General features: G+C 69.1%; 25 protein-coding genes and 1 tRNA gene. 15 read left to right on the forward strand and 11 right to left on the reverse strand.

The window, feature by feature from the left end:
* The 4 genes from ABTW65_RS01030 to ABTW65_RS01045 all read left to right on the forward strand — a co-directional run bounded on the left by ABTW65_RS01030 (window position 1) and on the right by ABTW65_RS01045 (window position 4,188).
* Window positions 1–1,362, forward strand: a complete 1,362-nt coding sequence (locus tag ABTW65_RS01030; RefSeq protein ID WP_350657917.1) for a Dyp-type peroxidase — start codon at window positions 1–3, stop codon at window positions 1,360–1,362.
* Complete coding sequence (locus ABTW65_RS01035) at window positions 1,359–2,219, forward strand: enoyl-CoA hydratase/isomerase family protein (RefSeq protein ID WP_350657918.1); 861 nt, start codon at window positions 1,359–1,361, stop codon at window positions 2,217–2,219. Before ABTW65_RS01030 ends, ABTW65_RS01035 begins: the two co-directional genes overlap by 4 nt.
* Window positions 2,220–2,252: 33 nt before the next feature.
* Entirely contained in the window at window positions 2,253–3,335 is a 1,083-nt protein-coding gene (locus ABTW65_RS01040) for a sulfite oxidase (protein ID WP_350657919.1), read from the forward strand.
* 82 nt (window positions 3,336–3,417) lie between these two features.
* Window positions 3,418–4,188 (forward strand): methyltransferase family protein, encoded by a 771-nt coding sequence (locus ABTW65_RS01045; RefSeq protein ID WP_350657920.1) that lies wholly within the window; start codon window positions 3,418–3,420, stop codon window positions 4,186–4,188.
* Between the two features lie 16 nt (window positions 4,189–4,204).
* Here ABTW65_RS01045 and ABTW65_RS01050 read toward each other — a convergent pair whose 3' ends face one another.
* Complete coding sequence (locus tag ABTW65_RS01050) at window positions 4,205–4,714, reverse strand: nuclear transport factor 2 family protein (RefSeq protein WP_350657921.1); 510 nt, start codon at window positions 4,712–4,714, stop codon at window positions 4,205–4,207.
* 57 nt (window positions 4,715–4,771) lie between these two features.
* Window positions 4,772–5,587 carry an oxidoreductase gene (locus tag ABTW65_RS01055; protein WP_350657922.1) on the reverse strand — a complete coding sequence of 272 codons (816 nt, stop codon included), beginning with the start codon at window positions 5,585–5,587 and terminating at the stop codon, window positions 4,772–4,774.
* Window positions 5,588–5,688: 101 nt separating this feature from the next.
* Between ABTW65_RS01055 and ABTW65_RS01060 the strand changes: the two genes are divergently transcribed.
* A complete protein-coding gene (locus tag ABTW65_RS01060; RefSeq protein ID WP_350657923.1) occupies window positions 5,689–6,159 on the forward strand; it encodes a winged helix-turn-helix transcriptional regulator in 471 nt (156 codons plus the stop codon).
* Window positions 6,160–6,245: 86 nt separating this feature from the next.
* Here ABTW65_RS01060 and ABTW65_RS01065 read toward each other — a convergent pair whose 3' ends face one another.
* From ABTW65_RS01065 to ABTW65_RS01075, 3 genes are all read right to left on the reverse strand, one after another.
* Window positions 6,246–6,689, reverse strand: a complete 444-nt coding sequence (locus ABTW65_RS01065) for a hypothetical protein (protein ID WP_350657924.1) — start codon at window positions 6,687–6,689, stop codon at window positions 6,246–6,248.
* 116 nt (window positions 6,690–6,805) lie between these two features.
* A complete protein-coding gene (locus ABTW65_RS01070) occupies window positions 6,806–8,548 on the reverse strand; it encodes an ABC transporter ATP-binding protein (RefSeq protein WP_350657926.1) in 1,743 nt (580 codons plus the stop codon).
* A complete protein-coding gene (locus tag ABTW65_RS01075; protein WP_350657927.1) occupies window positions 8,545–10,236 on the reverse strand; it encodes an ABC transporter ATP-binding protein in 1,692 nt (563 codons plus the stop codon). The genes ABTW65_RS01070 and ABTW65_RS01075 overlap by 4 nt, the downstream gene beginning before the upstream one ends.
* A gap of 225 nt (window positions 10,237–10,461) precedes the next feature.
* On the opposite strand from ABTW65_RS01075, the gene ABTW65_RS01080 reads away from it, so the two are divergent.
* The 5 genes from ABTW65_RS01080 (at window position 10,462) to ABTW65_RS01100 (ending at window position 16,316) form a co-directional block, all read left to right on the forward strand.
* Window positions 10,462–11,487, forward strand: coding sequence for a LacI family DNA-binding transcriptional regulator (locus ABTW65_RS01080; RefSeq protein WP_350657928.1), 1,026 nt, complete (start codon window positions 10,462–10,464; stop codon window positions 11,485–11,487).
* Between the two features lie 122 nt (window positions 11,488–11,609).
* The gene (locus tag ABTW65_RS01085; RefSeq protein ID WP_350657929.1) at window positions 11,610–12,923 is read left to right on the forward strand and encodes a sugar ABC transporter substrate-binding protein; all 1,314 of its coding nucleotides are present in this window, start codon (window positions 11,610–11,612) and stop codon (window positions 12,921–12,923) included.
* Window positions 12,924–12,979: 56 nt separating this feature from the next.
* Window positions 12,980–13,921, forward strand: coding sequence for a carbohydrate ABC transporter permease (locus tag ABTW65_RS01090; RefSeq protein WP_350657930.1), 942 nt, complete (start codon window positions 12,980–12,982; stop codon window positions 13,919–13,921).
* Between the two features lie 2 nt (window positions 13,922–13,923).
* A complete protein-coding gene (locus tag ABTW65_RS01095) occupies window positions 13,924–14,820 on the forward strand; it encodes a carbohydrate ABC transporter permease (RefSeq protein ID WP_350657931.1) in 897 nt (298 codons plus the stop codon).
* A gap of 47 nt (window positions 14,821–14,867) precedes the next feature.
* Window positions 14,868–16,316 carry a glycoside hydrolase family 32 protein gene (locus ABTW65_RS01100; RefSeq protein WP_350657932.1) on the forward strand — a complete coding sequence of 483 codons (1,449 nt, stop codon included), beginning with the start codon at window positions 14,868–14,870 and terminating at the stop codon, window positions 16,314–16,316.
* Window positions 16,317–16,371: 55 nt separating this feature from the next.
* Here ABTW65_RS01100 and ABTW65_RS01105 read toward each other — a convergent pair.
* A tRNA-Leu gene (locus ABTW65_RS01105) sits at window positions 16,372–16,457 on the reverse strand.
* 175 nt (window positions 16,458–16,632) lie between these two features.
* On the opposite strand from ABTW65_RS01105, the gene ABTW65_RS01110 reads away from it, so the two are divergent.
* Window positions 16,633–16,917, forward strand: a complete 285-nt coding sequence (locus ABTW65_RS01110) for a hypothetical protein (RefSeq protein ID WP_350657933.1) — start codon at window positions 16,633–16,635, stop codon at window positions 16,915–16,917.
* A gap of 23 nt (window positions 16,918–16,940) precedes the next feature.
* Here the strand turns inward: ABTW65_RS01110 and ABTW65_RS01115 are convergent, their stop codons facing one another.
* A complete protein-coding gene (locus tag ABTW65_RS01115; RefSeq protein WP_350657934.1) occupies window positions 16,941–17,708 on the reverse strand; it encodes a glycerophosphodiester phosphodiesterase in 768 nt (255 codons plus the stop codon).
* A gap of 103 nt (window positions 17,709–17,811) precedes the next feature.
* Between ABTW65_RS01115 and ABTW65_RS01120 the strand changes: the two genes are divergently transcribed.
* Window positions 17,812–19,125, forward strand: coding sequence for a M20/M25/M40 family metallo-hydrolase (locus ABTW65_RS01120; RefSeq protein ID WP_350657935.1), 1,314 nt, complete (start codon window positions 17,812–17,814; stop codon window positions 19,123–19,125).
* A gap of 114 nt (window positions 19,126–19,239) precedes the next feature.
* Here ABTW65_RS01120 and ABTW65_RS01125 read toward each other — a convergent pair whose 3' ends face one another.
* The 4 genes from ABTW65_RS01125 to ABTW65_RS01140 form a co-directional block, all read right to left on the reverse strand.
* The gene (locus ABTW65_RS01125; RefSeq protein ID WP_350657936.1) at window positions 19,240–20,082 is read right to left on the reverse strand and encodes an aminoglycoside phosphotransferase family protein; all 843 of its coding nucleotides are present in this window, start codon (window positions 20,080–20,082) and stop codon (window positions 19,240–19,242) included.
* Between the two features lie 98 nt (window positions 20,083–20,180).
* Entirely contained in the window at window positions 20,181–20,738 is a 558-nt protein-coding gene (locus ABTW65_RS01130; protein ID WP_350657937.1) for a histidine phosphatase family protein, read from the reverse strand.
* A 46-nt stretch (window positions 20,739–20,784) separates the two neighbouring features.
* A complete protein-coding gene (locus ABTW65_RS01135) occupies window positions 20,785–20,964 on the reverse strand; it encodes a DUF5703 family protein (RefSeq protein WP_160028907.1) in 180 nt (59 codons plus the stop codon).
* 125 nt (window positions 20,965–21,089) lie between these two features.
* Window positions 21,090–22,040 (reverse strand): aldo/keto reductase, encoded by a 951-nt coding sequence (locus ABTW65_RS01140; protein WP_350657939.1) that lies wholly within the window; start codon window positions 22,038–22,040, stop codon window positions 21,090–21,092.
* Window positions 22,041–22,161: 121 nt separating this feature from the next.
* Between ABTW65_RS01140 and ABTW65_RS01145 the strand changes: the two genes are divergently transcribed.
* Genes ABTW65_RS01145 through ABTW65_RS01155 form a run of 3 tightly spaced genes read left to right on the forward strand, consistent with a single transcriptional unit; the run spans window position 22,162 to window position 25,455 of the window.
* Complete coding sequence (locus ABTW65_RS01145) at window positions 22,162–22,986, forward strand: undecaprenyl-diphosphate phosphatase (protein WP_350657940.1); 825 nt, start codon at window positions 22,162–22,164, stop codon at window positions 22,984–22,986.
* 19 nt (window positions 22,987–23,005) lie between these two features.
* Complete coding sequence (ilvA, locus tag ABTW65_RS01150; protein ID WP_350657941.1) at window positions 23,006–24,262, forward strand: threonine ammonia-lyase IlvA; 1,257 nt, start codon at window positions 23,006–23,008, stop codon at window positions 24,260–24,262.
* Window positions 24,262–25,455, forward strand: coding sequence for a hypothetical protein (locus tag ABTW65_RS01155; RefSeq protein ID WP_350657942.1), 1,194 nt, complete (start codon window positions 24,262–24,264; stop codon window positions 25,453–25,455). The genes ilvA and ABTW65_RS01155 overlap by 1 nt, the downstream gene beginning before the upstream one ends.
* The last annotated feature ends 13 nt before the right edge of the window (window positions 25,456–25,468 follow it).

The following is a 25,468-nucleotide window of genomic DNA, read 5'->3' on the forward strand; positions in this document are numbered from 1 at the left end:
ATGGACGACGTGTCCCTCGAGCTGGACGACATCCAGTCAGGTGCGCTCTTCGAACGCCCCTCGCCGTACGTCGGCATCTACCTGCTGCTCAGCATCCGCGACCGCCAGGACGGCCGCGAACTGGTCCGGCGGTTGCACCGGCTCCTCGCCGCCGACGGCGAGGCAAGTGAGGAGGGCGAGACCTCGCTGACGGTCGCGTTCACCTACCAGGGGCTGAAGGAGCTCGGCGTGCCGCAGGCGTCCCTCGACAGCTTCGCCCCCGAGTTTCGGCAGGGTATGGCGGCTCGGGCCGAGATCCTGGGTGACGTCGGCGAGAGCAGCCCGGACCACTGGGAGAAGCCCCTGGGCAGCCCCGACGTCCACGTCGCCATCTCCGTCCTCTCCCCGGACGAGGACCGGCTCCGGGCTGTCGCTGAGAAGGCCCGCCAAGCCCATGCCGACCTGTCCGAGGTCGAGGTCATCTGGCGCCAGGACTGCTACCAGCTCGCGACGGGACGTACGTCGTTCGGCTTCAGGGACGGCATCGGTCAACCCGCTGTCGAAGGAAGCGGCCGACCCGCCACGGACTCGCGCGAGCTCCCGCTCAAAGCAGGGGAGATCATCCTCGGCTACCCGGACGAGATGGGCGAGGTCGCTCCGATGCCGTCCCCGGAGGTGTTGGGGCGCAACGGGACGTACGTCGTGTTCCGCAAGCTGCACACCAAGGTGGCGGCGTACCGGTCCTATCTGCGGGCGAGGGCGGCGTCGCGGGCGGAGGAGGAGCTTCTCGGGGCGAAGATGGTCGGCCGCTGGCAGAGCGGGGCCCCACTCGCGCTCGCGCCTGAACGCGACGACCCTGAGCTCGGCAGCGACCCGTCCCGCAACAACGACTTCGCCTACGGCGACGACCCGCGCGGCTTCAAGTGCCCAGTCGGTGCGCACGCGCGCCGCGCCAACCCTCGCGACGCCTTGGACCATGAAGGAAGCGTCGACGTGCGGTTGCACCGAATGATCCGACGCGGCACGAGCTACGGCCCGGCCCTGCCCGAGGGCGTGCTCGAGGACGACGGGGCCGAGCGCGGCATCATGTTCGTGTTCGCCGGTGCACACCTCAAACGGCAGTTCGAGTTCGTGAAGACCCAGTGGCTCAACGACGGCATCTTCATCGGCGCTCCAGACGAGTCGGACCCTCTCGTCGGCCCTCGCGAGGAGGGCGGAACGTTCACGATCCCGCAACGACCGATCCGGCGCCGGCTCCAGGACCTGCCGCCGTTCGTGGTCACTCGCGGCGGCGAGTACTGCTTCGCCCCGAGCCTGAGCGCGCTGCGCTGGCTCGCCGACCTGGAACCCGACGACCCTGCCACCCAGAGAGGAAGCAGATGAGCACCTCGAGCACCGACCGCTGGGAAGCACTCGACTTCGCCCCACCGGCCCCCGACATCGAGGAGACCGAACCGTCGGTCCTCCTCGACTACCTGTCCGACGGCGCCGTCGCCCGGATCACGCTCAACCGTCCCCATGCCGACAATGCGATCTCGACCGAGATGGGCGCTCGGCTGACCGAGGCCGTCGAGGAGATCGCGGTGCGAACCGGTGTACGGGTCGTCATCCTGACGGGCGCGGGGGAGCGCGCCTTCTCCGTCGGCAGCGACCTGCGGCAGCGCAAGGCGATGACCAAGGAGGACTGGCTGCGCCAGCGCCAGGCCTTCGACCGCACCCTGTACACGGTGCGCCAGCTGCGCAAGCCCATCTTCACCGCCGTCAACGGGATCGCGTACGGCGGCGGCTGTGAGCTGGCTCAGAGCACCGACTTCATCATCGCCTCCACCGCTGCGACGTTCGGCCAGCCCGAGGCGATGCTCGGCCTGGCGGCCGGGGGCGGTTCGCCGGCACTGCTGCCTCGCCTGCTGCCGCGGGGCAAGGCGCTGCAGATGCTCATGACCGGCGATCCGGTCCCCGCGGCGGAGGCGTACCGGCTGGGCATGGTCAACGAGCTGCACGAACCCGGCGACCTGGCCTCAGCGGCACTGCGGATCGCGGACAAGATCGCCGGCAACTCGCCGACCGCGGTCCAGGCAGTGAAGCGGGCCGTGCACCTGGGGGAGGGGCAGCCGATCGAGGAGGCCATCGCGATCATGATGGACGCCCACTGGCGCTCCGCGGTCCACCCCGACCGCGTCGAGGGCATCGGCGCCTTCAACGACGGCCGCGAACCCACCTTCGCCGACTCCGACTTCTGATCCACACCCGCCCCCAAAGGAGGCTGAACCATCATGACCGTTGCTGATGAACTCGAGGCGGCTCGTGCCGCGCTGGTGATGATCAACCCCGCGCCGTACAACGCCGAGGCGCCGGCGGCCGGCCTGGTCGGAGAAGTCACCCCGACCGAGCTCCACTACGTGCGCAGCAACTTCGCGGTGCCCGACCACGACGGCACCCTGGAGATCGGCGGCGCGGTCGGCAGGCCCACGACCCTGACGCTCGATGACCTGCGCGCGATGCCTGCCCACGAACGCCGGGTCACCCTCGAGTGCGCCGGCAACGGTCGCCTGGAAATGAGGCCTCTACCGACCGGGGAGCCCTGGGGAGACTTCGCCGTCTCCACGGCACTGTGGACCGGCGCCCTGCTCCATGACGTACTCGCGCAGGTCGAGCCGGCGGCCGACGGGGTCGAGCTCCTCGCCACCGGCGCCGACCACGGGTCGTACCACCTGCAGGCGATCCTGCCGGAGACCGACCAGGACAACCTCACCTTCACCCGCGCGCTGCCGCTGTCGCAGGCCACCGACCCGGAGTCGGGCATCCTCATCGCCTACGAGATGAACGGCCGGCCTCTCGGGCGTGACCACGGCGCCCCGTTCCGGCTGATCGTCCCGCACTGGTACGCCGTCGCCTCCGTGAAGTGGCTCGAACGCCTCGACGTCCTCACCGAGCCGTACACCGGAGAGTTCCAGACCGGTCACTACATCTACGAGTGGCCCGACCAGCCCCACGAGCCCGTCACCCTCATGCGGGTCCGCGCCCGCATCACCGAGCCCGCACCTGGCTCGGTCCTCACCCAGGAGACCTGCACCGTCCGAGGGAAGGCCTGGTCAGGCACCGGCCCGGTCACGAAGGTCGAGGTCAGCCTCACGGGCGAGGGTGACTGGCAGCCGGCGCGGTTGGACCCTGCCGTCCCGGGAGACTTCGGGTGGCAGGACTGGACCTTCACCTGGGACGGGATCGGCGTCGGCCGGCACACCCTTCGAGCCAGGGCGACTGACGCTGCCGGGAACGTGCAGCCCGACGTACCGCCGTGGAACCGCCTGGGCTACGGGAACAACGCCATCGAAGTCATCTACGTCGACCGGCGTTAGCCCTCCAGGATGTGCTGCACGCACACCGGCATGGGCTCCGCACCCCTCGCGGGATGCGGCTCTCCGTTCGTACGTTTCCGGCATGTCAGCTACGACGGAGCCAACTACACCGATCGAGGCGGGACCACGACCGGTGCCGCGCTACGCACGATTCGTTCGCGGACTGCAGCAGCGGTTGGTCATCGACATGCCCGGCGGACCGCGCATCGTCGGCTTCGCGACGGTGATCAACTTCCAGGAGTGCCTGATGTTCGTCTACCTGGGCGCGCTCATGTGGCTCTACAACGACCACACCCCGGCCGCCGCGAGTACTGCGGCATGGATCTATCTGGCGCTGCACGGGTCGTACGGACTGGTTTGGTACCTCAAGGACAAGGCGTTCCCGGATCCCGGGTGGCAGCATCGGCTCACCGTGCCGGGCGCCGTGAACGCCATCCTCGCCGTCCTCGGTTGGTACTGGCTGTTCGGCTGGTTGCTGATCTCCGGTCGCGGAGGCGACTATCCGATCGATGACAGGCCGTGGTTCGCGGTCTGCATCACCCTCGTCGTGCTGGGCTCAGTGGTGATGATCGCGGCCGACGCGCAGAAGTTCTACACGCTCCGCGTCCAGCGCGGCCTCATCACCGATGGGATGTTCCGCCTCGTACGTCACCCGAACTACACCGGCGAGATGATGATCTATCTCGGCTTCGCGCTGATGGTCTGGCACTGGCTGCCGTTCCTGGTGCTGGCCTGGGTGTGGGGCGGTGTCTTCACGGCGAACATGCTGGCCAAGGAGGCGAGCATGAGCCGATACCCCGAGTGGGCGGCCTACAAGGCCCGCACACGTTGGGTGATCCCGTATGTCCTCTGATCGACGCTTCCCGTGTTCAGGGCTCCCGCGGCTGGGTCCGGGGAACTACGCTGCGGTCCCCGGAGGTGACCATCGCGTGAATCGGTGCGGCGCTGACCCGCAGGAGCGTGGCGAGGCCGCGGCGGCCCTGCTGGCGGGCGAGCGCCGGGCCCAGGGTGGTCATCAGGGCGGTGAGGGCCGGCATCGGACGCCCGAAGAGCGTGATCTCCGAGATGCGGGCCTCCTCGTCGAGGCGCAGCAGCTGCGCCTCCTCGAACGGTTGGCCAGCCACGTGCGCCCGGTAGACCAGCGCGTACGTGTCGTCCTGGCCGGTCTGCGTGTGAAACCGAATGTGCTCGACGGCCTTGAAGGCCTCGGTCAGGAAGTCTCGTAGCTGGTCGGTTCCCTCGAGGCGGAACTGGTCGGTGAGCGGCGAGCTGAGGACGATGCTGGGGCTCAGGCAGGTGACGGCGGCGTCGACGTCACCGCTTTCGGCGGCGGCACGCCAGCGCGCAACCGTGGCGTCTGACTCTGAAGCGTCTGGCATGGATATCTCCTGATATCGCCGAGATGGGCTGGGGGAGGGCTGGTCGGTGGCCGGCTGTCAGCCGGGGAGGTGGTTCATCTTGCGGATCTGGCTGTCGAAGATCCGGGAGGGTGCGAAGCGGCGCAGGACGCCTGCGCGTCCGGCCAGGGTGCCGGCGGTGTAGCGCAGCTTCGGCGTCGGGTCCGTCGCCGCCGTGAGGATGACGTCGGCGACGACAGCGGGGTCGTCGCCGTCCTTGAACGCTTCGGCCATCACGCGATCGAAGGTCTCTCGCTGCTGTGCGTAGACCTGAAGGGGCGTCTCGGGCTGGATGCGCTTGGCCTCGAATCCGGTCTTCGTATAGGCGGGGTCGACGAGCAGCGACCGGATGCCGTGCTCGCGGATCTCATGGTCGAGGGACTGGGAGTAGCCCTCGATCGCGTGCTTCGAGGCGCCGTAGACCGCCATGTAGGGCGCCGGGATGAATCCCTGCACGGAGGAGAGGTTGATGATGCGGCCGCTTCTCTGCTCCCGCATGTGTGGCAGCACCGCCTTCACCATGCGCATGACTCCGAAGACGTTGATGTCGAAGACCTCTTGCGCCTGGGTGATGGAACCTTCCTCGGCCGCGCCGACCGAGCCGATGCCGGCGTTGTTGACGAGGACGTCGATCTGCCCGAATCGCTGAATCACCTGCTTGACCACGGAGGTGGCTGAGGCGTCGTCGGTGACGTCGAGATCGAGGAGCGTCACCCCCTCCGTCGGGGTGGCACGCGAAGTGTCGCGGCTGGTTCCGATGACCTCGAACCCCGCCTTCGCCAGCGCGAGCGCCGCTGCCTTGCCGATGCCGGAAGAGGCACCTGTTACGAGTGCCACGGGGCGAGCTGTTGTCATCGTGAGTTCCTGACCTTGGGAGTGTGTTGTGATTTCCAACCGACTCGGTCAACCTAGACCAGTGAGTTGGAAAAGACAACACACCGGCTTATCGTGGGGAGATGACCGATTCCGAAACGCGCCCCGGGATCCGAATGGACGAGCAGCCCCTGGAGGTCCGCCCGTGCTCGCTCGCGGGCGCTCTCGACGTTCTAGGTGAGCGGTGGTCGCTCCTGGCACTGCGCGAGATCGGCTACGGCGTCCACCGCTTCGCCCGCATCGCCGGCTATACCGGGGCGTCGCGCGACATCCTCGCCGACCGACTGCGCAAGCTGGAGGCGGCAGGCGTCATCGAACGCCGGCTGTACAGCGAACATCCGCCCCGCCATGAGTACCACTTCACCGAGGCCGGCAGGGAGCTGTTCCCGGTCATGCTCGCGCTGTCCCAATGGGGTGACAAGTGGGCGGTCGATGCTCCGGCGCTGACCCGTCGGCACTCCTGTGGTCAGCCGGTCCAGGTCGATCTGGCCTGCCATCACTGTGGTGGGCCGGTCACCCGCGACACCATTCACGTTGAACCCGCCAACGCCTGAGCGACCGCTGCTCCGGCGGCTCGGAGCGGTTCTCGTTGTGCTCGTGGCCTTCGCCGTCGGCTTGTGCCTCGGCCATTGGCCTCGAGTCAGGTCCGCTTGCGGCTCGCGATCTCGTCAGAGAGCTGCTGCACCTGGGCGGGGTCCGCGTCCCGGGCAAGGGCGACGTAGTGGTCCATGAGGGCTGGCCGGTAGCGCACGGGCAGCGTCTGTCCTGGGGCGAGTCGGGTGAGCTCGGTGATCGTGAGGCTTTCGTCTGCGATACCGCGGAACGAGATGCCGTCGGCGGTCTCCACGTCGAGCATCAGCACCACGCGTGGGTTGCTGTTGACCTCCCGCCAGTCGACGAGAACGCCGAGCGCAAGCGTCCCCGCACGCAGTTCCGCATTGCGCTTCCGCGCGTCACTGCTCAGGAGCGGGTTCGGGGCGACGCCGGGGAAGTCGGGCCCGACGCCGAGTGATTCCCGACTCAGGTCGGGCCTGAGCTGCGCCATCAGATCGTTGAGCTTCTTCTTCTTCTTCGAACCGAACATCCTGACCTCACCCTCACACTGGGGCCGGAATCTCGGCCTGGCTCTTCGCACTGAATCGCGATTGTACGTCCCCGGCCATTCCCTCATGGTCGTCTTGTCGGTTTCGGGGGCGAGCTTCAGAGCCCGCGCCAAGCCGACCACAGCTGGGCGTAGCGGCCCCTACCCGCGACGAGCTCGGCGTGGGTGCCGGTCTCGACGATCCGGCCGTGCTCCATGACGACGATCCGGTCGGCGGACTCGGCCTGGGTGAGGCGGTGGGCGATCACCAGCGACGTACGCCCGGAGGTCACCGCCAGGGCGGCCCGCTCGAGGTCGCGCGCGCCGCTCGAGCCCGCCTCGGCGGTCGCCTCGTCGAGGACGACGGCGACCGGGTCGGCGAGGAGTACGCGCGCCAGGGCGAGCTTCTGGACGAGCGCGGGGGTCAGCTGGTGGGCGCCTTCACCGACGACGGTCTCGAGCCCGTCCGGGAGCGCGACCACCTCGGCCCAGGCCTCGACCTCGCGCAGCGCCTTCTCCAGCACCGCATCACTTGCGTCCGGTGCGGCCAGAGTGAGGTTGTCGCGGACGCTGCCGGTGAAGGTGTGCACCTCCTGGGTGACCAGGGCGGCCCGGCTCCGGCCGCCGCGGACCGGGAGCCCGCCCACCACGACGTCTCCCGTGCTCGGGGTGAGCTGGCCGGCCACGGCTGCGCCGAGGGTTGACTTGCCCGCACCCGAAGCGCCGACCACCGCGACCAGCTCCCCGTCGGCAAGAGTGAGGTCGACCCGGTCGAGAGCGGGCCGGCCGGGCACGTACTCGTGATGCAGGCCGGTGACCACGATGCCGGAACCGTCCGGCTCGCCGGTGGTCTCCCGGACCGGACGCTCGAGGAGGGCGAGCCCGGCGAGGCGTACGAGCGAGGCACCGACCGACTGCACGTCGTCGAAGAGAGCGATGACCGCGCCGATCGGGTTGAAGAGCCGGTGGAAGTAGAGGGCGGCAGCGGTGACGGCACCGACGCTGGCGGCATCCGCGCGGACGAGGAAGAAGCCGGTGCCGAGGATGGCCAGCAGGCCCATCAGCTCGGCGCGGTTGTTGCGCCCCAGGAAGCGCATCAGCATGGCGAACACCTCGACCGAGATCGACGCCGAGGTCCAGGACGCGGCGCGGACCTTCTCCTGGTGCTGCTCGGCGATGCCGTACGCCCTCAGCGTCCGGTTGCCGTGGACGCCGGTCAGGAACGCCTCGGCGCGCACGCCGTTGGCCTCGCGCTCGCGGCGGTAGTAGGGACCCGAGCGGGGGAGGTACCAGCGCAGCGCCATCACGTAGAACGGCGCGGCGAACAGGCCGGCGAGCCCGAGTCGCCAGTCGAGCGCCATCAGGCCGGCGGTCGTGAAGACGATCGCGATCACCGAGTTGAGCATGAGCGGGACGACGTCGGCCATGGAGCCGCCGATGAGGCGTACGTCGTCGCCGACCCGGGACACCAGGTCGCCGCTGCCGCTCTCCTCGAGCCGCTGCGTGTCGAGGTGCAGGGCCCGGTCGAGAACCTCCTCGCGAAGCTCCGCCAGCGCCGGCTCGGCCACCCGGGCGAGCAGGTGGATCGAGACCGCCCCGGCCGCGCCGGCGACGAGTGCGGCACCGAGGATCCAGACGCCGGCGATGATGATGTCGGATCCCGGGGCGCCGACGCCGACCAGGTCGACCATCCGGCCGAGCATCCAGGGCGCCACCAGGCCGGCCAGCCCCTCGAGGGCGAAGACGGCCAGGCATGCCGCCAGCTGGAGCGGATGGCGGGTGAGCAGACGCCGCGCGAGTCCGGCCGCCTCCCGTGGTGTGGAGACGGGGAGCTGCGTCAGCTTTTGGCCCTGGGGGGTCATCGCAGCACCGCCGCGCAGTAGTCGGTGTGGGCGGCCAGCTCGTCGTGGGTGCCCTGGGCGGCCACCCGGCCGGCTCGGACCCAGACCACCTCGTCCGCGGCAGCCAGGAGCAGCGGGCTGCTGGTGAACAGCAGGGTGGCGAGATCGGAGCCTGGGCTGTGCCGTAGCCGGCGCAGCTCTTCGGCAACGTACTGCTCGGTGACGGCGTCGATCGCGGTCGTGGGGTCGTGCAGGACCAGCACGGGCGTCTCCGCGGCGAGGGCCCGGGCGAGACCGAGCCGTTGGCGTTGGCCGCCGGAGAGGCTCTGCCCGTCGACGGCCACGTGTGTGGCCAGGCCGTCGGGCGCGACCGCCACCAGTTCGGTTGCCGATGCGGCCGCCAGGACGGCCGTCACCTGGTCGTCGTCGAGGCGGTCGAGCGGGTCGACGTTGCTCCGCAGGGTGCCCTCGAAGAGGTCGACGTGGTGGTCGGTGACGAGCAGCCGGTTGCGTACGTCGGAGAGCGCGAGCTCGGTGAGGGGCTCGCCGCCGAGCCGGACGGTCCCGTGCTCGGGCAGCGACTCGCCGTGGAGCAGGGAGAGGAGCGTGGCCGGCACCGCAGGGTCGTCGGCGACGACTGCCACCAGCCGCCCTGGCGGAACCGCGAGCGACAGCTCGGCGACCGGACCGGCGGCGACATGGTCGAGCTCCAGGTCGTGGCCGTGCGCGCGCCGCTCGCCCTCGACGACCAGCGCAGGCGTCGAGAGGAACCCCACGATCCGCGCGGCCGAGGCGCGGGACTGCGCGACCCGGGCGACCAGGGCGCTGAGCATCCGCATCGGCTCGGCCACGAACTGCGCCAACCCGACGACCGCCACCAGCTCGCCGACGCTCAGGTCGCCGGAGAGAGTACGCAGCCCGGCGACGATCGCGATCACCGCCAGGAAGACGCCGCTCCCGGCCGAGGTGATGCCGGTCAGGAGGCCTGCCCAGCCGGCGGCGGCGACGCTCGTGTGAGCAGCCGTACGACTCTCGCGGCGATAGCGCTCCAGCGCCACCTCCACGCCGCCGATGCCCTTGAGCGGCCGGATCCCGCGGATCAGGTCGCTGGCGATCCCCGTCGTACGTCCCAACGCTTCCTGCCGTCGCGCACTGCGATGGGCGAGGCCCGGCGCGACCAGGTGGGTGGCGCCGAGGACGAGCGGGACGCCGACCAGGACGATCAGGGCGAGCCACGGGTCGATGACGGCGAGGACCACGCCGCTCACCACCAGTCCGATCGCGCCGGCGGCGGACAGGGCCACCTGGCGGATGACCTCGCCGACCAGGTCCGCGTCGCCGGTGGCCAGCGCCAGCAGGTCCCCGGAGAGCCGATCGGTCCGCGCGCCGCGCGGGTCGAGCACGTGCTCCGAGACCTCGGTGCGCAACCGGTGGCTCTCGACGTGGACGGCACGGTTACCGATCCGGGCGCCGAATCGGTAGGACAGGCTCAGCACCAGGAAGTGCAGGCACAGGACGACCGCCCACAGCAGCAGCTCGCGCAAGTCGCCGGTCGTCACCGCCCGGTCGATCATCACGCCGATCAGCACCGTGACCATCGCCTCGCACACCTGCCACAGCGTGATCAGGGCCGACGAGGCGATCACGGCGCGCCGCTGACGACGCAGCGACCGGCGCATCAGCGCACCCGGCGTGCGGGGAGTGGACACCGGGTCCTCCAGAAGGTCCGAAGCGGTTGAGTTAGGTCAGCCTAACTTGTACGTGTCTGGGCGGGGACTGCGGCTCGGGTCCCTGCCGAGACGTGGGCTCACAGGGGGCATTCCACTGATGCGTCGACGGATTTAGCCCAATCGTTTAGGCACGCCCTTGACAGTGTGACGGTCGACACATCAAACTGGGCGACGACTCCACTGACAAAACGATTGGGCACAACGGTGACGAAGAAGGTGTCGATCAAGGACGTGGCCGAGCGCGCTGGTGTCTCGACCACGACCGTGAGCCACGTGCTCAACGATGTCCCCGGCAAGCGGATCAACTCCGACACCCGGGTGCGGGTCCGGGAAGCCGCCGACGCGCTCGGCTACCAGCCGAACGGCGTCGCGCGTAGCCTGCGTCTCCAGCGCTCTCAGATCCTGGCCCTGGTCAGTGACGAGATCGCGACCACGCCGCACGCCGGAAAGATCATCCTCGGAGCCCAGGAGGCGGCTTCACGCCACGGGTGGCTGCTGATGCTGGTCAACAGCGGAGGAGACGCACACGTCGAGGGCCAGGAGATCCAGGCTCTCCGGCGCCGTCAGGTGGACGGCTTCATCTACGCCACGATGTACCACCGCGAGGTCGCCGTCCCCGAGGTGCTCCGCGACGTCCCGACGGTGCTCCTCGATGCCCGGGCAGACGACCCGGCCTACGCGTCGGTGGTCCCTGACGAGGTCGACGGAGGCCGCACCGCCACCCGGATCTTGGTGGAGGCCGGACACCGCAGGATCGGGTTCGCCTGCAACGTCGACGACATCCCGGCGACCAGAGGGAGGCTCGACGGCTACCGCCAGGAGCTCGAGGCGGGCGGCATGGCCTACGACGACCGGCTGGTGGTGGCGGCGACGAGCGACGCCGCCGGGGGCCGGGAGGCTGGGCGGCGTCTGCTGGGCCTCGAGCACCGGCCGACTGCGATCTTCTGCTTCAACGACCGGATGGCGATGGGTGTCTACCAAGCCGCCGCCGAGCTCGGACTCCGGATACCCCACGACCTGTCGGTGGTCGGCTTCGACGACCAGGAGCTGATCGCCGACGGCCTGTTGCCAGGCCTCACGACCGTGGCGCTGCCGCATCACGAGATGGGCGCGTGGGCCGTGGACACGCTCATCGACCAGATCGAGGCAGACACCACAGACCGACCCCGGGTCCGGCTCCTCTGTCCCGCCGTCGAACGCGGCTCCGTCGCTGCGCCGCCCGCCCAATGACGTACGTCGACTAACCGCCGCGGCAGACGTCACCACCACTTCACATCAACCACATCGATCCGCCCGGGGCCGCGTACCCCGGTAGGTCCTGCTGCGCCCCAAACATCCCGAGAGGAACCATCATGCCCATTCCCCACATCCGACGTTCCCGTCGGCTCATCGCCACCAGCCTGCTCGCCGGCACTGCCTTGGCCTTCACCGCCTGTTCGTCCGGGTCCTCGGACAGTGGCGCCAAGACCGAGGACGGCGTCACCACGTTGAAGCTGTGGACCCACAACGGCGGAAACGACGAGGAGCTGGCTCTCAACAAGGCGGTCATCAAGGACTTCAACGCCTCCAGCGACGAATACAAGGTCGAGCTGCAGTCGTTCCCGCAGGACTCCTACAACAGCGCGGTCACGGCCGCGGCGTCCGCCGAGAAGCTCCCGTGCATCATGGACATCGACGGCCCCAACGTGGCCAACTGGGCGTGGGCGGGCTATCTCGCGCCCCTGGACCTTCCGGAGAAGCTCTTCGCGAACAACCTGCCCAGCACGCTGGGCAAGGTCGACGGAGAGCTCTACTCCTTCGGACACTACGACGTCGCCCTCAACCTGATGACCCGCAAGTCGACCCTCGCCAAGTACGGCATCCGGGTGCCCACCATGGAGGAGCCGTGGACGGCGGAGGAGTTCGACAAGGCGCTGGCCGCGATCAAGAAGGGCGGCGAGTACGCCTACCCCCTCGACCTCGGGACCGCAGGCGGGGACGAGTGGATTCCCTACGGATACTCGCCGATCCTGCAGAGCTTCGGCGGCGACCTGATCGACCGCGACGGCTACACCTCGGCCGAGGGAGCGCTCAACGGCCCGGAGGCGATCGAGTGGGCGAGCTGGATGACCGGTCTCGTCGACGACGGCTACATCGCCCGCAAGTCCGGTGCCGACTCCACCCTCGACTTCGTCAACGGGAAGACGGCCATCGTGTGGTCCGGCAGTTGGGCCGCGGGGACCGCCACTGAGAAGTACGGCGAGGACGTCCTCTTCCTGCCGCCGGTCGACTTCGGCGAGGGACCCAAGATCGGCGGCGCGTCGTGGCAGTGGGGCATGAGCGCCGACTGCCCCGCTCAGGAGGGCGCGCGGGAGTTCCTGGAGTTCTCCGCCCAGCCCAAGTACCAGGCCATGTACGCCGACAAGCTCAGCCTGATCCCGGCCTCTGAGGAGGCCGCGGCGATGGTTCCCGAGTTCAAGGAGGGCGGCAAGTACCGCGTCTTCTACGACTACGCGGACCAGTACGCCCTAGCCCGCCCGGTGACTCCGGCATACCCCTACATCTCCTCGGTCTTCCAGAAGGCCTACGCCGACATCATGGCCGGTGGCGACGCTCAGAAGATCCTGGATCAGGCGGTGTCCGACATCGACACGAACATCAAGCAGAACGGCGGCTACGAGTACTGATCGGTCTCCCCGGGCGCCGCACATGCGGCGCCCGGGCCTCGCTCCCAGGAGTTCCCATGTCAATCACGCTCACTCGTGCGCAACCAGCGGCACCGCCCCGCGACATGCGCTCGTCACAGCGCAGAGCACGCGCCACGGAGTCGCTGGTCGGGATCGTCATGACCTCGCCTGCACTGGTGCTGCTCATCGTGTTCTTCGTCGTCCCCGTCCTGCTGATGTTCGGGCTGGCGTTCACCAACGCCCGGCTGATCTCCCCGCGGCCGCCGGAGATGGTCGGGTTCGAGAACTTCGTCACCCTTTTCGGCGACCCGCTCTTCTGGGCGTCACTGCGCAACACCGCCTACTTCGCGGTCGTGGTCGTACCGGTCCAGGCCGGGCTCGCTCTCATCCTGGCGCTGCTGGTGAACGCGAAGGTGAGGGGCAGGAACTTCTTCCGCACCGTCTACTTCGTGCCGGTGGTGACCTCGATGGTCGTCGTGTCGCTGCTGTGGCGGTTCCTCTACGAGCCCGACGGTCTGCTCAACCAGGCAATCCGTACGGTCTCGTTCGGTGCCTGGGAGGGCACCGACTGGCTCAACAACCCGACCACGGCTATGCCGGCGATCATGGTGATGTCCATCTGGCAGGCGGTCGGATTCCACATGGTCATCTGGCTCGCGGGTCTGCAGACCATCCCCGGTGAGCTCTACGAGGCCGCGGCGATGGACGGCGCGTCCGGTTGGAAGTTGTTCCGTCACATCACCTGGCCCGGTCTCCTCGCCACCCGAACGTTCATCCTGATCACCATCACGATCGCCTCCTTCAGCCTGTTCACGCAGATCAGCGTGATGACCCAGGGCGGCCCGCTCGATCGCACCACGACCGTGGTCTACATGGCCGTCCGTACCGGCTACGAGCAGCAGGCGACCGGGTATGCCGCCGCGGTGTCGCTGGTCTTCTTCGTGATCGTTCTCTGCATCTCCCTGGTGCAGCGCTTCCTGACCCGAGAGAGGGGTTGACCATGACCAGCCCAGCCAAGCCGGTCGGTCCCGGGGCCGGGGCGACCCTGGCGACTCAGGGGACCCGCATTCTCCTCGTCGTCGTCTTCTCGTTCCCGCTGCTGTTCATGTTCGTGTCGTCGTTCAAACCGGACGCTCAGATCTTCGCCGACCTCACCTCGGTGCGAGCGATCTTGCCGATCGGTGACATCTCGCTGGACAACTACCGCGGCGTCTTCGACCGGGTGCCCGCGGGTCGGATGCTGCTCAACTCAGTCGGGATCTCGCTGCTGACCGTCGTACTCGGGATCCTGGTGAACTCGATGGCGGCGTTCTCCTTGTCCCGGATGCGGTGGCGGGGGCAGAAGGTGGTGCTGATGGGGATCATCGCGACGCTGATCGTGCCCTTCGAGACCTTCGCCCTCCCGCTGGTGTGGTGGGTCGACAAGTTGCCGTGGCTGCAGCTCGACGGTTTCCGCCTGGTGATGACCGAAGGCTGGCTGGACAGCTACCACGTCCAGATCATCCCGTTCCTGGCCAACGCGTTCTCGATCTTCCTCTTCTACCAGTACTTTCAGAGCATCCCCAAGGAGCTGGACGAGGCCGCCCGGATGGACGGCGCCAGCTGGTTCGGCATCTACCGGATGGTGGTGATGCCGCTCTCCGGACCCGCTATCGCGACCGTCGCGATCCTCACCTTCCTCCCTGCATGGAACCAGTACCTGTGGCCGCTGATGGTGGTGCAGACCGAGGACTACCGCCCCGTCATGGTGGGCATCCAGTACTTCTTCCAGCTCAACGTCTCCTGGGGCCAGATCATGGCGTACGCCTCGATGATCACCGTCCCGGTGCTCGCGCTGTTCCTCGCTTTTCAGCGCGCCTTCATCGGCAGCATCGCCTCGGCCGGGGTCAAGGGATGACTCCCCATCTGGACGCCGCCTCCACCTCCACGACAGGAGCTCCGCTCGTGCCTGACAACCCGTACCGTCCCGGCTACCACTTCACCCCAGCCCAGGGTTGGATGAACGACCCGAACGGCCTCGTGTGGCACGAGGGGGAGTACCACCTGTTCTTCCAGCACAACCCGGAAGGCACCGACTGGGGGAACATGTCGTGGGGTCACGCGGTCAGCCGTGACCTGCGGGACTGGGAGCATCTGCCGGTCGCGATCCCAGTGGCCGGCACCGAGCAGGCCTTCTCGGGCAGCGTGGTCGTCGACCACGACAACAGCTCGGGACTGGGTGAACCTGGCCGCCCGGCCATGGTCGCGCTCTACACCTCCTGCGACGTGGAGACCGGCATCCAGAGCCAGTCGTTGGCATCGAGCCTGGACCGCGGCCGGACCTGGTCCAGGTATCCGGGCAACCCGGTTCTCGACCTGGGATCGAAGGAGTTCCGCGACCCGAAGGTGTTCTGGTACGCCGCTGCCGGCTGCTGGATCATGGTCGTCGCCATGGCCGAGGACCGGGTCATCCAGTTCTATCGCTCCGATGATCTTCTGGCCTGGCGCCACCTCAGCGACTTCGGTCCTGCCGGCTCGGTCGACGGCGTATGGGAGTGCCCCGACCTGTTCGAGCTTCCCGTCGCAGGGGAGCCCGGTCGCACCCGCTGGGTCCTCCTGATCAGCGTGCAGACCGGTGCTCCGGCCGGCGGATCGGGCACGCAATACTTCATCGGCGACTTCGACGGCACCACGTTCACCGCGGACCCGCCCGGGGTCGAGGGCGCCTTGTGGGTCGACCACGGGGCCGATCACTACGCCGCGGTGTCGTTCAGCGGGATGCCGGACGAGGAACGCATCGTCATCGGATGGGCGAGCAACTGGGTATATGCCCACGACCTCCCGACCGGAGACTTCCGCGGCTCCGCATCGATCCCGCGCCGCTACACGCTCGCGCTCGTCGACGGCCGGGTGCGCCTACGCCAGCAGCCAGTGCTGGAGAAGCTGCCCGCGCCTGCGTACGTCGCGGGACCGTTCGCCGTCGTCGAGGGCGAGCACCCCTTGCCCGTTGCAGGCCATGGCACCAGGCTGCGGGTGGTGGCCGTCGTCGAGCCCGAGAGCTCGGACCGCATCGGCCTCCACCTTCGCGTCGGCGCGCAGGAACGTACGGTGGTCGTGTATGAAGCGGGCTCGTCCGAGCTCGTCGTCGACCGGACGCGGTCCGGCGACGTGGGCTTCTCGGAAGCATTTCCTGCCGTCCATCGAGCGCCGATCGAACCGGCCGACGGAGTGGTCCGCCTCGAGGTCCTCGTCGACACCACCTCGATCGAGGTCTTCGCAGGTGAAGGTGAGGTCGTGCTCAGCGACCAAATCTTCCCGTCTGCCGACAGCACCGGTCTGGCCGTCTTCGCCGAGGGCGGCGCGGGCACTGTCCGGTCGATCGAGGTGACACGCGTAGGTACGAATCAGTCGTGAAATCGATCGTGGCCCTGACCTGAGTTTCCTCAGGTCAGGGCCACAATCTACTGCGTGCGCGAGGGGGGACTTGAACCCCCACCCACTAATACGTGGACTAGCACCTCAAGCTAGCGCGTCTGCCTATTCCGCCACCCGCGCGCAACAGAAAGAACATTATCAGGAGGGGGCCGGGGTGCCGAATCGGGGGCATGTGGCGGGATGGGCCCATGATGACCGTGGGGCACGGGGGTGAATCGGGTAGACCCAGGTGGAGGCGTAGGGCACGCTGGACGCAGCGGGGGAGACAATCCCTCGATCTCGTGGAGGTGGTTCGATGCTCTCTCTGATCGTGATGATCGGGTTCCTCGCCATCGTCGTGGCGCTCGGGGCCGGTGTCGTACTTGCGGTGCGCCAGGGAGGCGGTGACGCCGCGACGGATCTCGACGGTGACGGAGTGCCTTATGACGGCGTCGGCGCGGTCGGGCGTACGAAGGCCGAGGAGGAGCGAGCCCAGGCAGGGAGTCTCGACTCGCTGGGAGATGCCGGCGGCCCGAGTCCGAGCACGGCTGACGTCGAGGCGGCTCGTCGGCTCGACGAGGAGTCGCGCCGGCGGCGCTGAGCCTCCGCTCGACCAGTTCAGGGTCAGGCCGGCAACAGCGCCCGCGCGGGGTGGTTGCTGGTGACCATCCAGACGCGCTTGTCGTACACGAAACGGCGCAGGCGGCCGGGGTTGTCGACGGTCCAGACGAGGACCTTGATGTTGCGGCGGTGGGCCCAGCGCAGCAGCCAGACGTCGGCGAGACGCTGCTCGACGACGACCAGGTTGGAGCGGCAGCGGCGGATGCGGCCCTCGGGGAAGAACTCCGAGAGCTTGAGGTGGACGAGCTTGAACGGGTGGTGGCGGAAGTCGACGCCACCGAGGGAGAGACCGACGAGGGTCTCGGGGGCGCGGAGGTCGGCCCAGTCGCGCAGGACGCGTACGGACTCGTCGACCATCGTGGTCACGATGAAGCTCTCGTTCATCACCTCGAGGGCGATCTCTGCGGCGTCGACCTCGTGCGGGAGCCCGAGGTAGTTCGACGGCGAGGCGAACTTGAGGTCGATGTGGGCGTGCTTGCCGTGAATGGCGAGCAGCTCGAGCGCCTCCCGGTAGCGCACCAGGCGGTACGGCGCGAGCCGTGACAGCGCTGCGTACGTCCTGCCCTCGATCTTGACCCTGCGGCCGATGCGGTCGCGGATGTGGCCGTCGTGGTGGAGGATGAACTCGCCGTCGCGGGTGCGGTGCACGTCGAACTCGACGTAGTCGACCTCCATCTGGACGGCGTCCAGAAGCGACTCCCAGGAGTTGTCACGGTGCCCCGACTGACGCGCCGCGGCGCGGTGAGCGGAGAGGAGGGCACGCTTCTGCATGCGCCCATGGAAACCCACGCATCCATCCGCACTGAAATCCTCAGGTTGCGCATAGGTGGACGTCAGGGGGCGGTTTGTCGCATGCGGTCGATACGGTGGCGGTATGACCAGCGCCGAGACCGAGGTCGTCGACCTCTGCCGTGACCTGATCCGCATCGACACCAGCAACTTTGGAAATGACCCGGGCCCGGGGGAGCGGAAGGCGGCCGAGTACGTCGCGGCGCAGCTCGACGAGGTCGGCATCTCCTCTGAGATCTACGAGTCGGAGCACGGTCGGGCCTCGGTCGTCGCGCAGTGGGGCGGGGTCTCGGCAGGCTCGACCACCGATCGGCAGGACGGGCTGCTCCTCCACGGTCACCTCGACGTCGTCCCCGCTGCCGCGCACGACTGGCAGGTCGACCCGTTCTCCGGCGAGATCCAGGACGGGTACGTCTGGGGGCGAGGCGCCGTCGACATGAAGGACTTCGACGCGATGCTGCTCGCGGTCGTCCGTGAGCGCCAGCGCACCGGGCGGATCCCCGAGCGCCCGATCACGCTCGCCTTCACCGCCGACGAGGAGGCCGGCGGGATGAAGGGCGCCCACGTGCTCGTCGAGGACCACCCCGACCTGCTCGCCCACTGCACCGAGGCGGTCGGAGAGGTCGGCGGCTTCTCGACCACGGTGAAGGGACGCCGTCTCTATCTCATCGAGGCCGCCGAGAAGGGCATGGCCTGGATGAAGCTGACCGCCCGCGGCACCGCCGGGCACGGCTCGATGATCAACCGCGACAACCCGATCACCAGGCTCTCCGGCGCGATCGCGCGCATCGGCGCCCACGAGTGGCCGGTGCAGCTGACCCCGACTATGCAGACGCTGCTCGCGGCGGTCGGCGAGATCGCGGGGGAGGAGCCGACCCCGGAGAACGCCGAGCGGCTCGTAGAGGAGTTCGGCCCGGCCGCCCGGATGATCGGCGCCACCCTGCGCAACGTCACCAACCCGACCATGACCAGCGCCGGCTACAAGGTCAACGTCATCCCCACCGAGGCCACCGCCCATGTCGACGGCCGCTTCCTGCCGGGCTTCGAGGACGACTTCTTCGAGACGCTGCGCAAGCTGTGCGGAGAGGGGATCGACATCGAGTTCGACCAGAATCAGATGCCCTGGGAGACCCCCTACGACGGCGCCCTCGTCGCCGCGATGGAGAGCTCGCTGGTCGCCGAGGATCCCGACGCCCTGGTCGCGCCCTACCTCATGTCCGCCGGCACCGACGCCAAGCACTTCAAGCGGCTCGGGATGAGGACGTACGGCTTCGCGCCCCTGCGACTGCCCGAGGAGCTCGACTTCACCGCCCTCTTCCACGGCGTCGACGAGCGGGTGCCCGTCGACGCGCTCCAGTTCGGAGCGCGCGTCATGGACCGCTTCCTCGACCAGGTGTGACCGCAGAGGGCGGCCGAGTCGGCTCGAACTGACGAGAAACCCCGTCGAGTCGGCGCGTCACGACGAGCCGACTCGGCGGGGATCTTGGTCAGGACGAGCCGACTCGGCGTCGGTTCAGGGGACCAGGGCGGTGAGGGTCTCGGTGCTCAGGGCGGCTACTTCGGCGTGGCCGGTGCGGTGGGCCCAGGCGGCGACGGAGATGGCGTCGCGGACCTGGAGGCGGTGCCAGGCCTCGGGCTCGCGGGGGTCGGAGCCGTAGCCCTCGAGGAAGGCCTTCTCGAAGGTGTCGTTGCGGGGGAAGTCCTGTGCGGAGAGCCGGGAGAGATCGTAGAGGGCGGGGCGGAAGCCGAAGCGGCCGGAGTCGATCACGCGCAGGGTGCCGGCGTCGAGGACCCAGCTGGTCGGCTGCCAGTCGCCGTGCGTGGGGACGAGCACCGTCGTCGGGGTTGGCCACGAGGTGATCTCGTTCCGAAGGCGCTCGGTGAGGTCGGCCTCCAGACCGGCCCCGTCCAGCGAGGCGAGGGCGCGCTCGTCGAGCTCCGGCTCGTAGTCCTCGTCCTCGACGCTGGCCTGGCCGTGGAACGTCGCCAGCAGCTCGCCCGCCTGACGGTAGATCTCGGGGTCGTGGATGGCAGCCGACGTGCTCGCCGGCTCGCCGTCGAGGTGGGTCATCACGATGATGCGGGCGTCCAGGTCGGCCTCGACGAGGCTCGGTGCGCGGCCGGCGTCGGTCCAGGGGGCCAGCCAGCTGCGGTGGGCCGCGAGCTCGCGGTCGATGTGGCGTACGCCTTCTGTCGTGGTCTTCACCAGGAACCGGTCTTCACCGGTTGAGAGCACGAGGGCGGTGGTGCCGGCGCGGTGGAGTGCGCTGCGGTCGGCGACCACCTCGGCTCCGGGGAGCCACTGGTCGAGGAGGTCGCGCTGGGCGGGGGTCAGGGTGTCGAGTGCCGAGATCACGGGCGGATCCTGCCAGCGCTGGGCGGGCCTGAGTCGCCGTGTCGCGGCGAGATGTCCATGTTGTTGGCGCCTTGTGGGCGCCGCTTATCCAGATCGGCTCAGATAGGGAGGATGACCTCGGCGTTGAACGTCTCCACGACCGGCTCGCCGCCGAGGTTGGGTCCGATGCTGGTCAGGGTGGCGTTGCCGATCGGGCCGATGCGCATCCAGGTCGCCGGCGGGGCGTTGAGGACCTCGCGTACGAACCAGGCGACCACGAACGCGTGGGTGACCAGCACGACCTCGTCGTCGTGGTGCTCGAACCAGAGCTTGTGCCAGGCGGCGGTGAGCTCGGCGCCGTCGAGGTCGCGTTCGGACTCCGGTACGTCCTCGAACCACTCCCAACGGTGGGTCGGGTAGTCGCCGCGCCGCTCCGTCGACGGCACCGGGGTGCGGTCGGCGAGAAGGTCGGAGGGCACAGGTCCCGCGCCCAGGTTCTCGGTGAGGATGCCGGCCGTCTCGGACGTACGCCGGCTTGGGCCGTGCAGCACCTGACGGACAGGACGGAACGCGAGTCGGTTGGCGAGCGCCTGGACCTGGCGGCGGCCGAGGTCGGAGAGGCCGGGGTCATCAGTGTCCCCGCCGGCGGCTTCGCCGTGGCGTACGAGATGGATCACCCGCAGGACCCTAATATCTGGACGCGCGAGGAGCGCGGAGACGCGCTCAGACCGTGAGCCGCTGCCGGATGATCTTGCGCCGAAGCGTCACCCGGCGGGTGCCGTCGGCGGTGATCCGCACGCGGTCGAGCTCCCAGCCGCCGTGCTCGGCGCGCTCGACGAGGAGCTTGGTGACGATGTTGCGGGAGAACTCACGCGAGAAGATCACCTTGTCGTACTCCCACATCACTCCGGGGCGGGGCGGACGGCGTTCGGCTCGGGCCAAGGCAGCACTCCTTCTGATGGACTACTCAGGAGAACCAGTGTGCCGGAAGAGATGTTCCCTCGGGGTGGTGTTTTCGATCCCCGGACTCAGACGGCGGAGACGTCGTCGAGGGCGAGCGCGATCTCGGGCGGGAGGGTGAGGTCGGCGACCTGCAGCGCCTCCTTGAGCTGGGCCGCGGTGCGTGCCCCGAGGATCGGCGCGGTGACCCCCGGCCGGTCGCGTACCCAGGCCAGCGAGACCTGCAGCGGCGTCCACTCGAGGCCTTCGGCAGCCTTGGCGACGGCGGTGACGATCCCGCGGGAGCGCTCGTCGTGGAAGGCGTCGACCCGCGCCGAGAAGTTGGGGTCGGCGCCGCGGGAGTGCGACGGGATGCCGGTGCGGTACTTCCCGGTGAGCACGCCGCCCGCCAGCGGCGACCAGGCCAGCAGGCCCATCCCCAGCGCCTCGGTGGCCGGCAGCACCTCGTACTCGATGTCGCGGGCGAGCAGCGAGTACTCCACCTGCGTCGAGGCCAACGTCGCCCGCCCCGGGACGGCCCGCTGCCAGGTCGCCGCCTGGGCGGTCTGCCAGCCGCTGTAGTTGGAGACGCCGACGTAGGCGGCCCGGCCGCTGCTCAGCGCCATGTCGAGCGCGGTGAGCGTCTCCTCGAGCGGCACCTCGGGGGACCAGACGTGCACCTGCCACAGGTCGATGTGGTCGACGCCGAGCCGCTTCAGCGAGGCGTCGAGGCCGGTCAGCAGCCCGCCGCGGGAGGTGTCCACGCCCCGGCTGCCGCCGCGCCAGGTGATCCCGCCCTTGGTCGCCAGGACGACGTCGTCACGAGCCACGACCCGCTCCTCGAGGAGTGAGCCGAGCAGGGCCTCGGAGGCGCCGTCGCCGTAGCCGGCGGCGGTGTCGACCAGCGTGCCGCCGGCCTCGGCGAAACCGGCCAGCTGCTCACGGGCCTCGTGCTCATCGGTCACGCTGCCCCAGGTCATGGTGCCCAGGGCGAGAGACGAGACTCGCAGCCCAGTGGCTCCGAGGAGTCGGCTCTGCATGAGAACAATCTATCCGTGCCCTCCGCAGGGCCCCGGCCGGACACGCTGGCAGTGACGGCGGACACACCGACGGGGAGGCAGCGGTCGGGTGCGGCGTACATGCCCCTTAGAGTTTCCGCCCGTGGATTATCTGCAGGCGATCGCACTGGGCATTCTTCAGGCACTCACCGAGTTCCTGCCCATCTCATCCAGCGCGCACCTGCGCATCTTCCCCGAGCTGCTCGGCTGGGGAGACCCCGGCGCGGCGTTCACCGCCGTGATCCAGATCGGCACCGAGCTGGCCGTGGTCTTCTACATGTGGCGCAACATCCGCGACATCATCGTGACCTGGTTCCGGAGCCTCTTCAACGCCGAGCTGCGCAGCCACACCGATGCCCGGATGGGCTGGTTCATCATCGTCGGCTCGATCCCGATCGTGGTGATCGGATTCGTGATGAAGGACATCATCGAGCACGACCTGCGCAGCCTGTACGTCGTCGGCACCATGCTCGTGGTCATGGGCATCGTCCTCGGGATCGCCGACCGGATCGGCGCGAACCGCAAGCAGTTCGACGACCTGTCCTGGCGCGACGCGATCCTGATGGGCTGCGCCCAGGCCTGCGCGCTGATCCCCGGCGTCTCTCGCTCGGGGGCGACGATCTCGATGGGCCGCGCGCTCGGCTACGAGCGGGCCACCGTGACCCGCTACGCCTTCCTGCTGGCGCTGCCGGCGGTCTTCGGCGCCGGTCTGTTCGAGATGGGCGAGATCGCCCACGGTGCCAACCTCTACGGCTGGGGCCCGACGATCGTCGCCACGATCGTCTCGTTCGTCCTCGGCTACGCCGTGATCGCGTGGCTGCTGAAGTACCTCTCCCACAACACCTACACCCCGTTCGTGATCTACCGGGTCGTCCTCGGTCTCGTGGTTCTGGGACTCCTCGGCACGGGTGTGCTCACCGAGTGGTGATCGTGACAAACTCAGGCACGTGCCTGAGTCCGGTGTGAAGCCCGCCGTAACACCCGCAGCGATCGAGGAAGCCGCCGCGCGCACGATCGCCACGCGCACGGCGGTCGAACGCTCGGTCAGACTCTCGGAGAGGTACGCCGCCGAGGTCCTGCTCAAGCGGGAGGACCTGCAGCTGGGGCGCTCCTACAAGGTCCGGGGCGCCTACAACCTGATGAGCTCGCTGACGCCCGAGGAGCTCGAGCGCGGCGTCGTGTGCGCCAGCGCGGGCAACCACGCCCAGGGTGTCGCGATCTCCTGCGCCCGGCTCGGGGTGCCCGGCCACATCGTGGTGCCGACCAACACGCCCAAGCAGAAGCGCGACCGGATCACCGCCCTCGGCGGCTCCCACGTGACGCTGACGTTGCACGGGTCGACCTACGACGAGGCCTCCGCGTACGCCTACGAGCTCGGCCGCGGGCTCGGGGCCACCTACGTCTCCGCCTTCGATGACCCGCGCACGATCGCCGGGCAGGGCACGGTCGGCTACGAGCTGACCTCCCAGATCGGTGAGCCGCTGGACGTGCTGCTGCTGCCGGTCGGCGGCGGTGGGCTCGCCTCGGGCGTGTCCACCTGGGTGCGCGAGGTCTGGCCGCAGACCCGGATCATCGGGGTCGAGCCCGCGGGCGCCGCCTCGATGGCGGCTGCGATCGAGGCCGGTGGGCCGGTCCGGCTGGACACGCTCGACACGTTCGTGGACGGCGCCGCGGTCGCGACCGCGGGGAAGGTGACGTACCCGATCGTCAAGGAGTACGTCGACGAGCTCGTCTCTGTGCCCGTCGGCGCGATCTGCGTGGAGATGCTCGAGCTCTACCAGACGGAGGGGATCATCGCCGAGCCTGCCGGCGCGCTCGCGGTGGCGGCCTTGGGGCAGATCGACCTGCGCGGGGCCACGCGCGTCGGCGCCGTACTCTCCGGTGGCAACAACGACGTCTCCCGCTACTCCGACGTGCTCGAGCGCGCCCTGATCCACCAGGGCCTGCGCCACTACTTCCTGGTCTCCTTCCCGCAGGCTCCCGGCGCGCTGCGCGGCTTCCTCGATGACGTGCTGGCCGACGGCGAGGACATCGTCGTCTTCGAGTACGTCAAGAAGTCCAACCGCGAGCACGGCCCCGCGCTGATCGGCATCGACCTCGACTCCGCCGACGGCCTCGACGGGCTGCTCGAGCGGATGGGCGCCAGCGACCTGGTCATCGAGCGGATCGAGCCCGACTCGCCGCTGTTCACGTTCCTGCACTGATGCGCACTGCCGAGGTCGTGAGGCCTTTCGCTGTCGCCACGGTCCTTGCCGGGATCGTCTCGGGGTGCTCCAGCCAGGCTGTCGATGCCGGCAGCGATCCTGGCCGGATCACCCACCGCGCCGTCGCAGCGGTCGCGCTCGAGCACCTGCCGACCGACACCTCCAGCCGGGCCGCCTCCTACACCGACGAGTCCACGCCTCGCGAGCAGGTCTCGGTCGACCTTCGCTACGGCGCCGACGGCGAGTACGACGGCGACCTGGTGAACGTCGCAGTCTTGGCTCAGCCGCCCGAGGAGGGCGAGGGGTGCCGCAGCGAGCTCCGTCAGCACTGCGTCGACCTCCCGACCGAGGTGAAGGACGCCCAGATGCAGCTGCGCTGGATCGAGGAGGAGCCCGAGGAGGACCCCGGTGGTGTCGGGATCGTGCTGCTGCGCGAAGGCGGTGAGACCTCCTCGATCGGCTACTCAGGCCCCACCATCACCGGCGACCCCCGCAGTCTCGACATGCCGATCAGCGTCGAGAAGCTGGTCGCCGTCGTCGAGGACCCACGGCTGCGCTACCAGGCGACCTCCTCGACCCTCGCCCTCGGTGAGGAGCTCGACGACTGGGAGGGCGGCGAGCCCGACCCCGAGGCGTACCAGCTGGTGCGCAACACAGACCACGGCATCGCCCAGGCCTATGTCGGCGGCCGGGGTGGCTACGGCTACTACAAGGGCGTCATCCGGTCGCCGCTGCGCGAGCAGTTCGGCCCCGATGCCATCGGAGGGCGGTTGCTGCAGCGCTCCTCACCCGACTTCACGGGTATGCCGGATGCCGACGTCGACGTCCTAGCGGCGCCGTCCCCGCCCGCCTGGATGACCCGTGAGCCCTGCTCGGCGCCGGCGCTGCGCAAGCGCTGCGTCGCCACGAAGGGCGAACGTGGCCCGCTGGTCTTCGCCTGGCAGCCGGCCAAGGGCGATGACACGGGTTGGGCCTGGATGATCTCGGTGCGCGAGAAGGAGGTCGTCGCGGTCCGCTACCAGGGCCCGCGGATGCCGGCCGGCTACGACGATGCGGCGATGCTCACCGAGTGGAACCAGGGCGAGCAGCTCGACTCGCAGGGCGGCGAGGCCGAGTCGGAGTTCGCTGACGACCTCTCCCTGTGGTGCGACCGGGAACACCTCGACGCCCGCCCGGTCAAGCAGCTCGACTAGTTAGCGGTGCTGC

The organism is Nocardioides sp. NPDC127503 (assembly GCF_040302165.1).
In the GTDB taxonomy this organism is placed as follows: domain Bacteria; phylum Actinomycetota; class Actinomycetes; order Propionibacteriales; family Nocardioidaceae; genus Nocardioides.

Coding starts and splice junctions, on each gene's coding strand:
- ABTW65_RS01070 (WP_350657926.1), bottom strand. CDS start 8,548: ATGACCCCCCAGGGCCAAAAGCTGACGCAGCTCCCCGTCTCCACACCA.
- ABTW65_RS01045 (WP_350657920.1), top strand. CDS start 3,418: ATGTCAGCTACGACGGAGCCAACTACACCGATCGAGGCGGGACCACGA.
- ABTW65_RS01140 (WP_350657939.1), bottom strand. CDS start 22,040: ATGCAGAGCCGACTCCTCGGAGCCACTGGGCTGCGAGTCTCGTCTCTC.
- ABTW65_RS01035 (WP_350657918.1), top strand. CDS start 1,359: ATGAGCACCTCGAGCACCGACCGCTGGGAAGCACTCGACTTCGCCCCA.
- ABTW65_RS01095 (WP_350657931.1), top strand. CDS start 13,924: ATGACCAGCCCAGCCAAGCCGGTCGGTCCCGGGGCCGGGGCGACCCTG.
- ABTW65_RS01090 (WP_350657930.1), top strand. CDS start 12,980: ATGTCAATCACGCTCACTCGTGCGCAACCAGCGGCACCGCCCCGCGAC.
- ABTW65_RS01135 (WP_160028907.1), bottom strand. CDS start 20,964: ATGTGGGAGTACGACAAGGTGATCTTCTCGCGTGAGTTCTCCCGCAAC.
- ABTW65_RS01155 (WP_350657942.1), top strand. CDS start 24,262: ATGCGCACTGCCGAGGTCGTGAGGCCTTTCGCTGTCGCCACGGTCCTT.
- ABTW65_RS01085 (WP_350657929.1), top strand. CDS start 11,610: ATGCCCATTCCCCACATCCGACGTTCCCGTCGGCTCATCGCCACCAGC.
- ABTW65_RS01120 (WP_350657935.1), top strand. CDS start 17,812: ATGACCAGCGCCGAGACCGAGGTCGTCGACCTCTGCCGTGACCTGATC.
- ABTW65_RS01040 (WP_350657919.1), top strand. CDS start 2,253: ATGACCGTTGCTGATGAACTCGAGGCGGCTCGTGCCGCGCTGGTGATG.
- ABTW65_RS01065 (WP_350657924.1), bottom strand. CDS start 6,689: ATGTTCGGTTCGAAGAAGAAGAAGAAGCTCAACGATCTGATGGCGCAG.
- ABTW65_RS01115 (WP_350657934.1), bottom strand. CDS start 17,708: ATGCAGAAGCGTGCCCTCCTCTCCGCTCACCGCGCCGCGGCGCGTCAG.
- ABTW65_RS01110 (WP_350657933.1), top strand. CDS start 16,633: ATGCTCTCTCTGATCGTGATGATCGGGTTCCTCGCCATCGTCGTGGCG.
- ABTW65_RS01030 (WP_350657917.1), top strand. CDS start 1: ATGGACGACGTGTCCCTCGAGCTGGACGACATCCAGTCAGGTGCGCTC.
- ABTW65_RS01055 (WP_350657922.1), bottom strand. CDS start 5,587: ATGACAACAGCTCGCCCCGTGGCACTCGTAACAGGTGCCTCTTCCGGC.
- ABTW65_RS01060 (WP_350657923.1), top strand. CDS start 5,689: ATGACCGATTCCGAAACGCGCCCCGGGATCCGAATGGACGAGCAGCCC.
- ABTW65_RS01050 (WP_350657921.1), bottom strand. CDS start 4,714: ATGCCAGACGCTTCAGAGTCAGACGCCACGGTTGCGCGCTGGCGTGCC.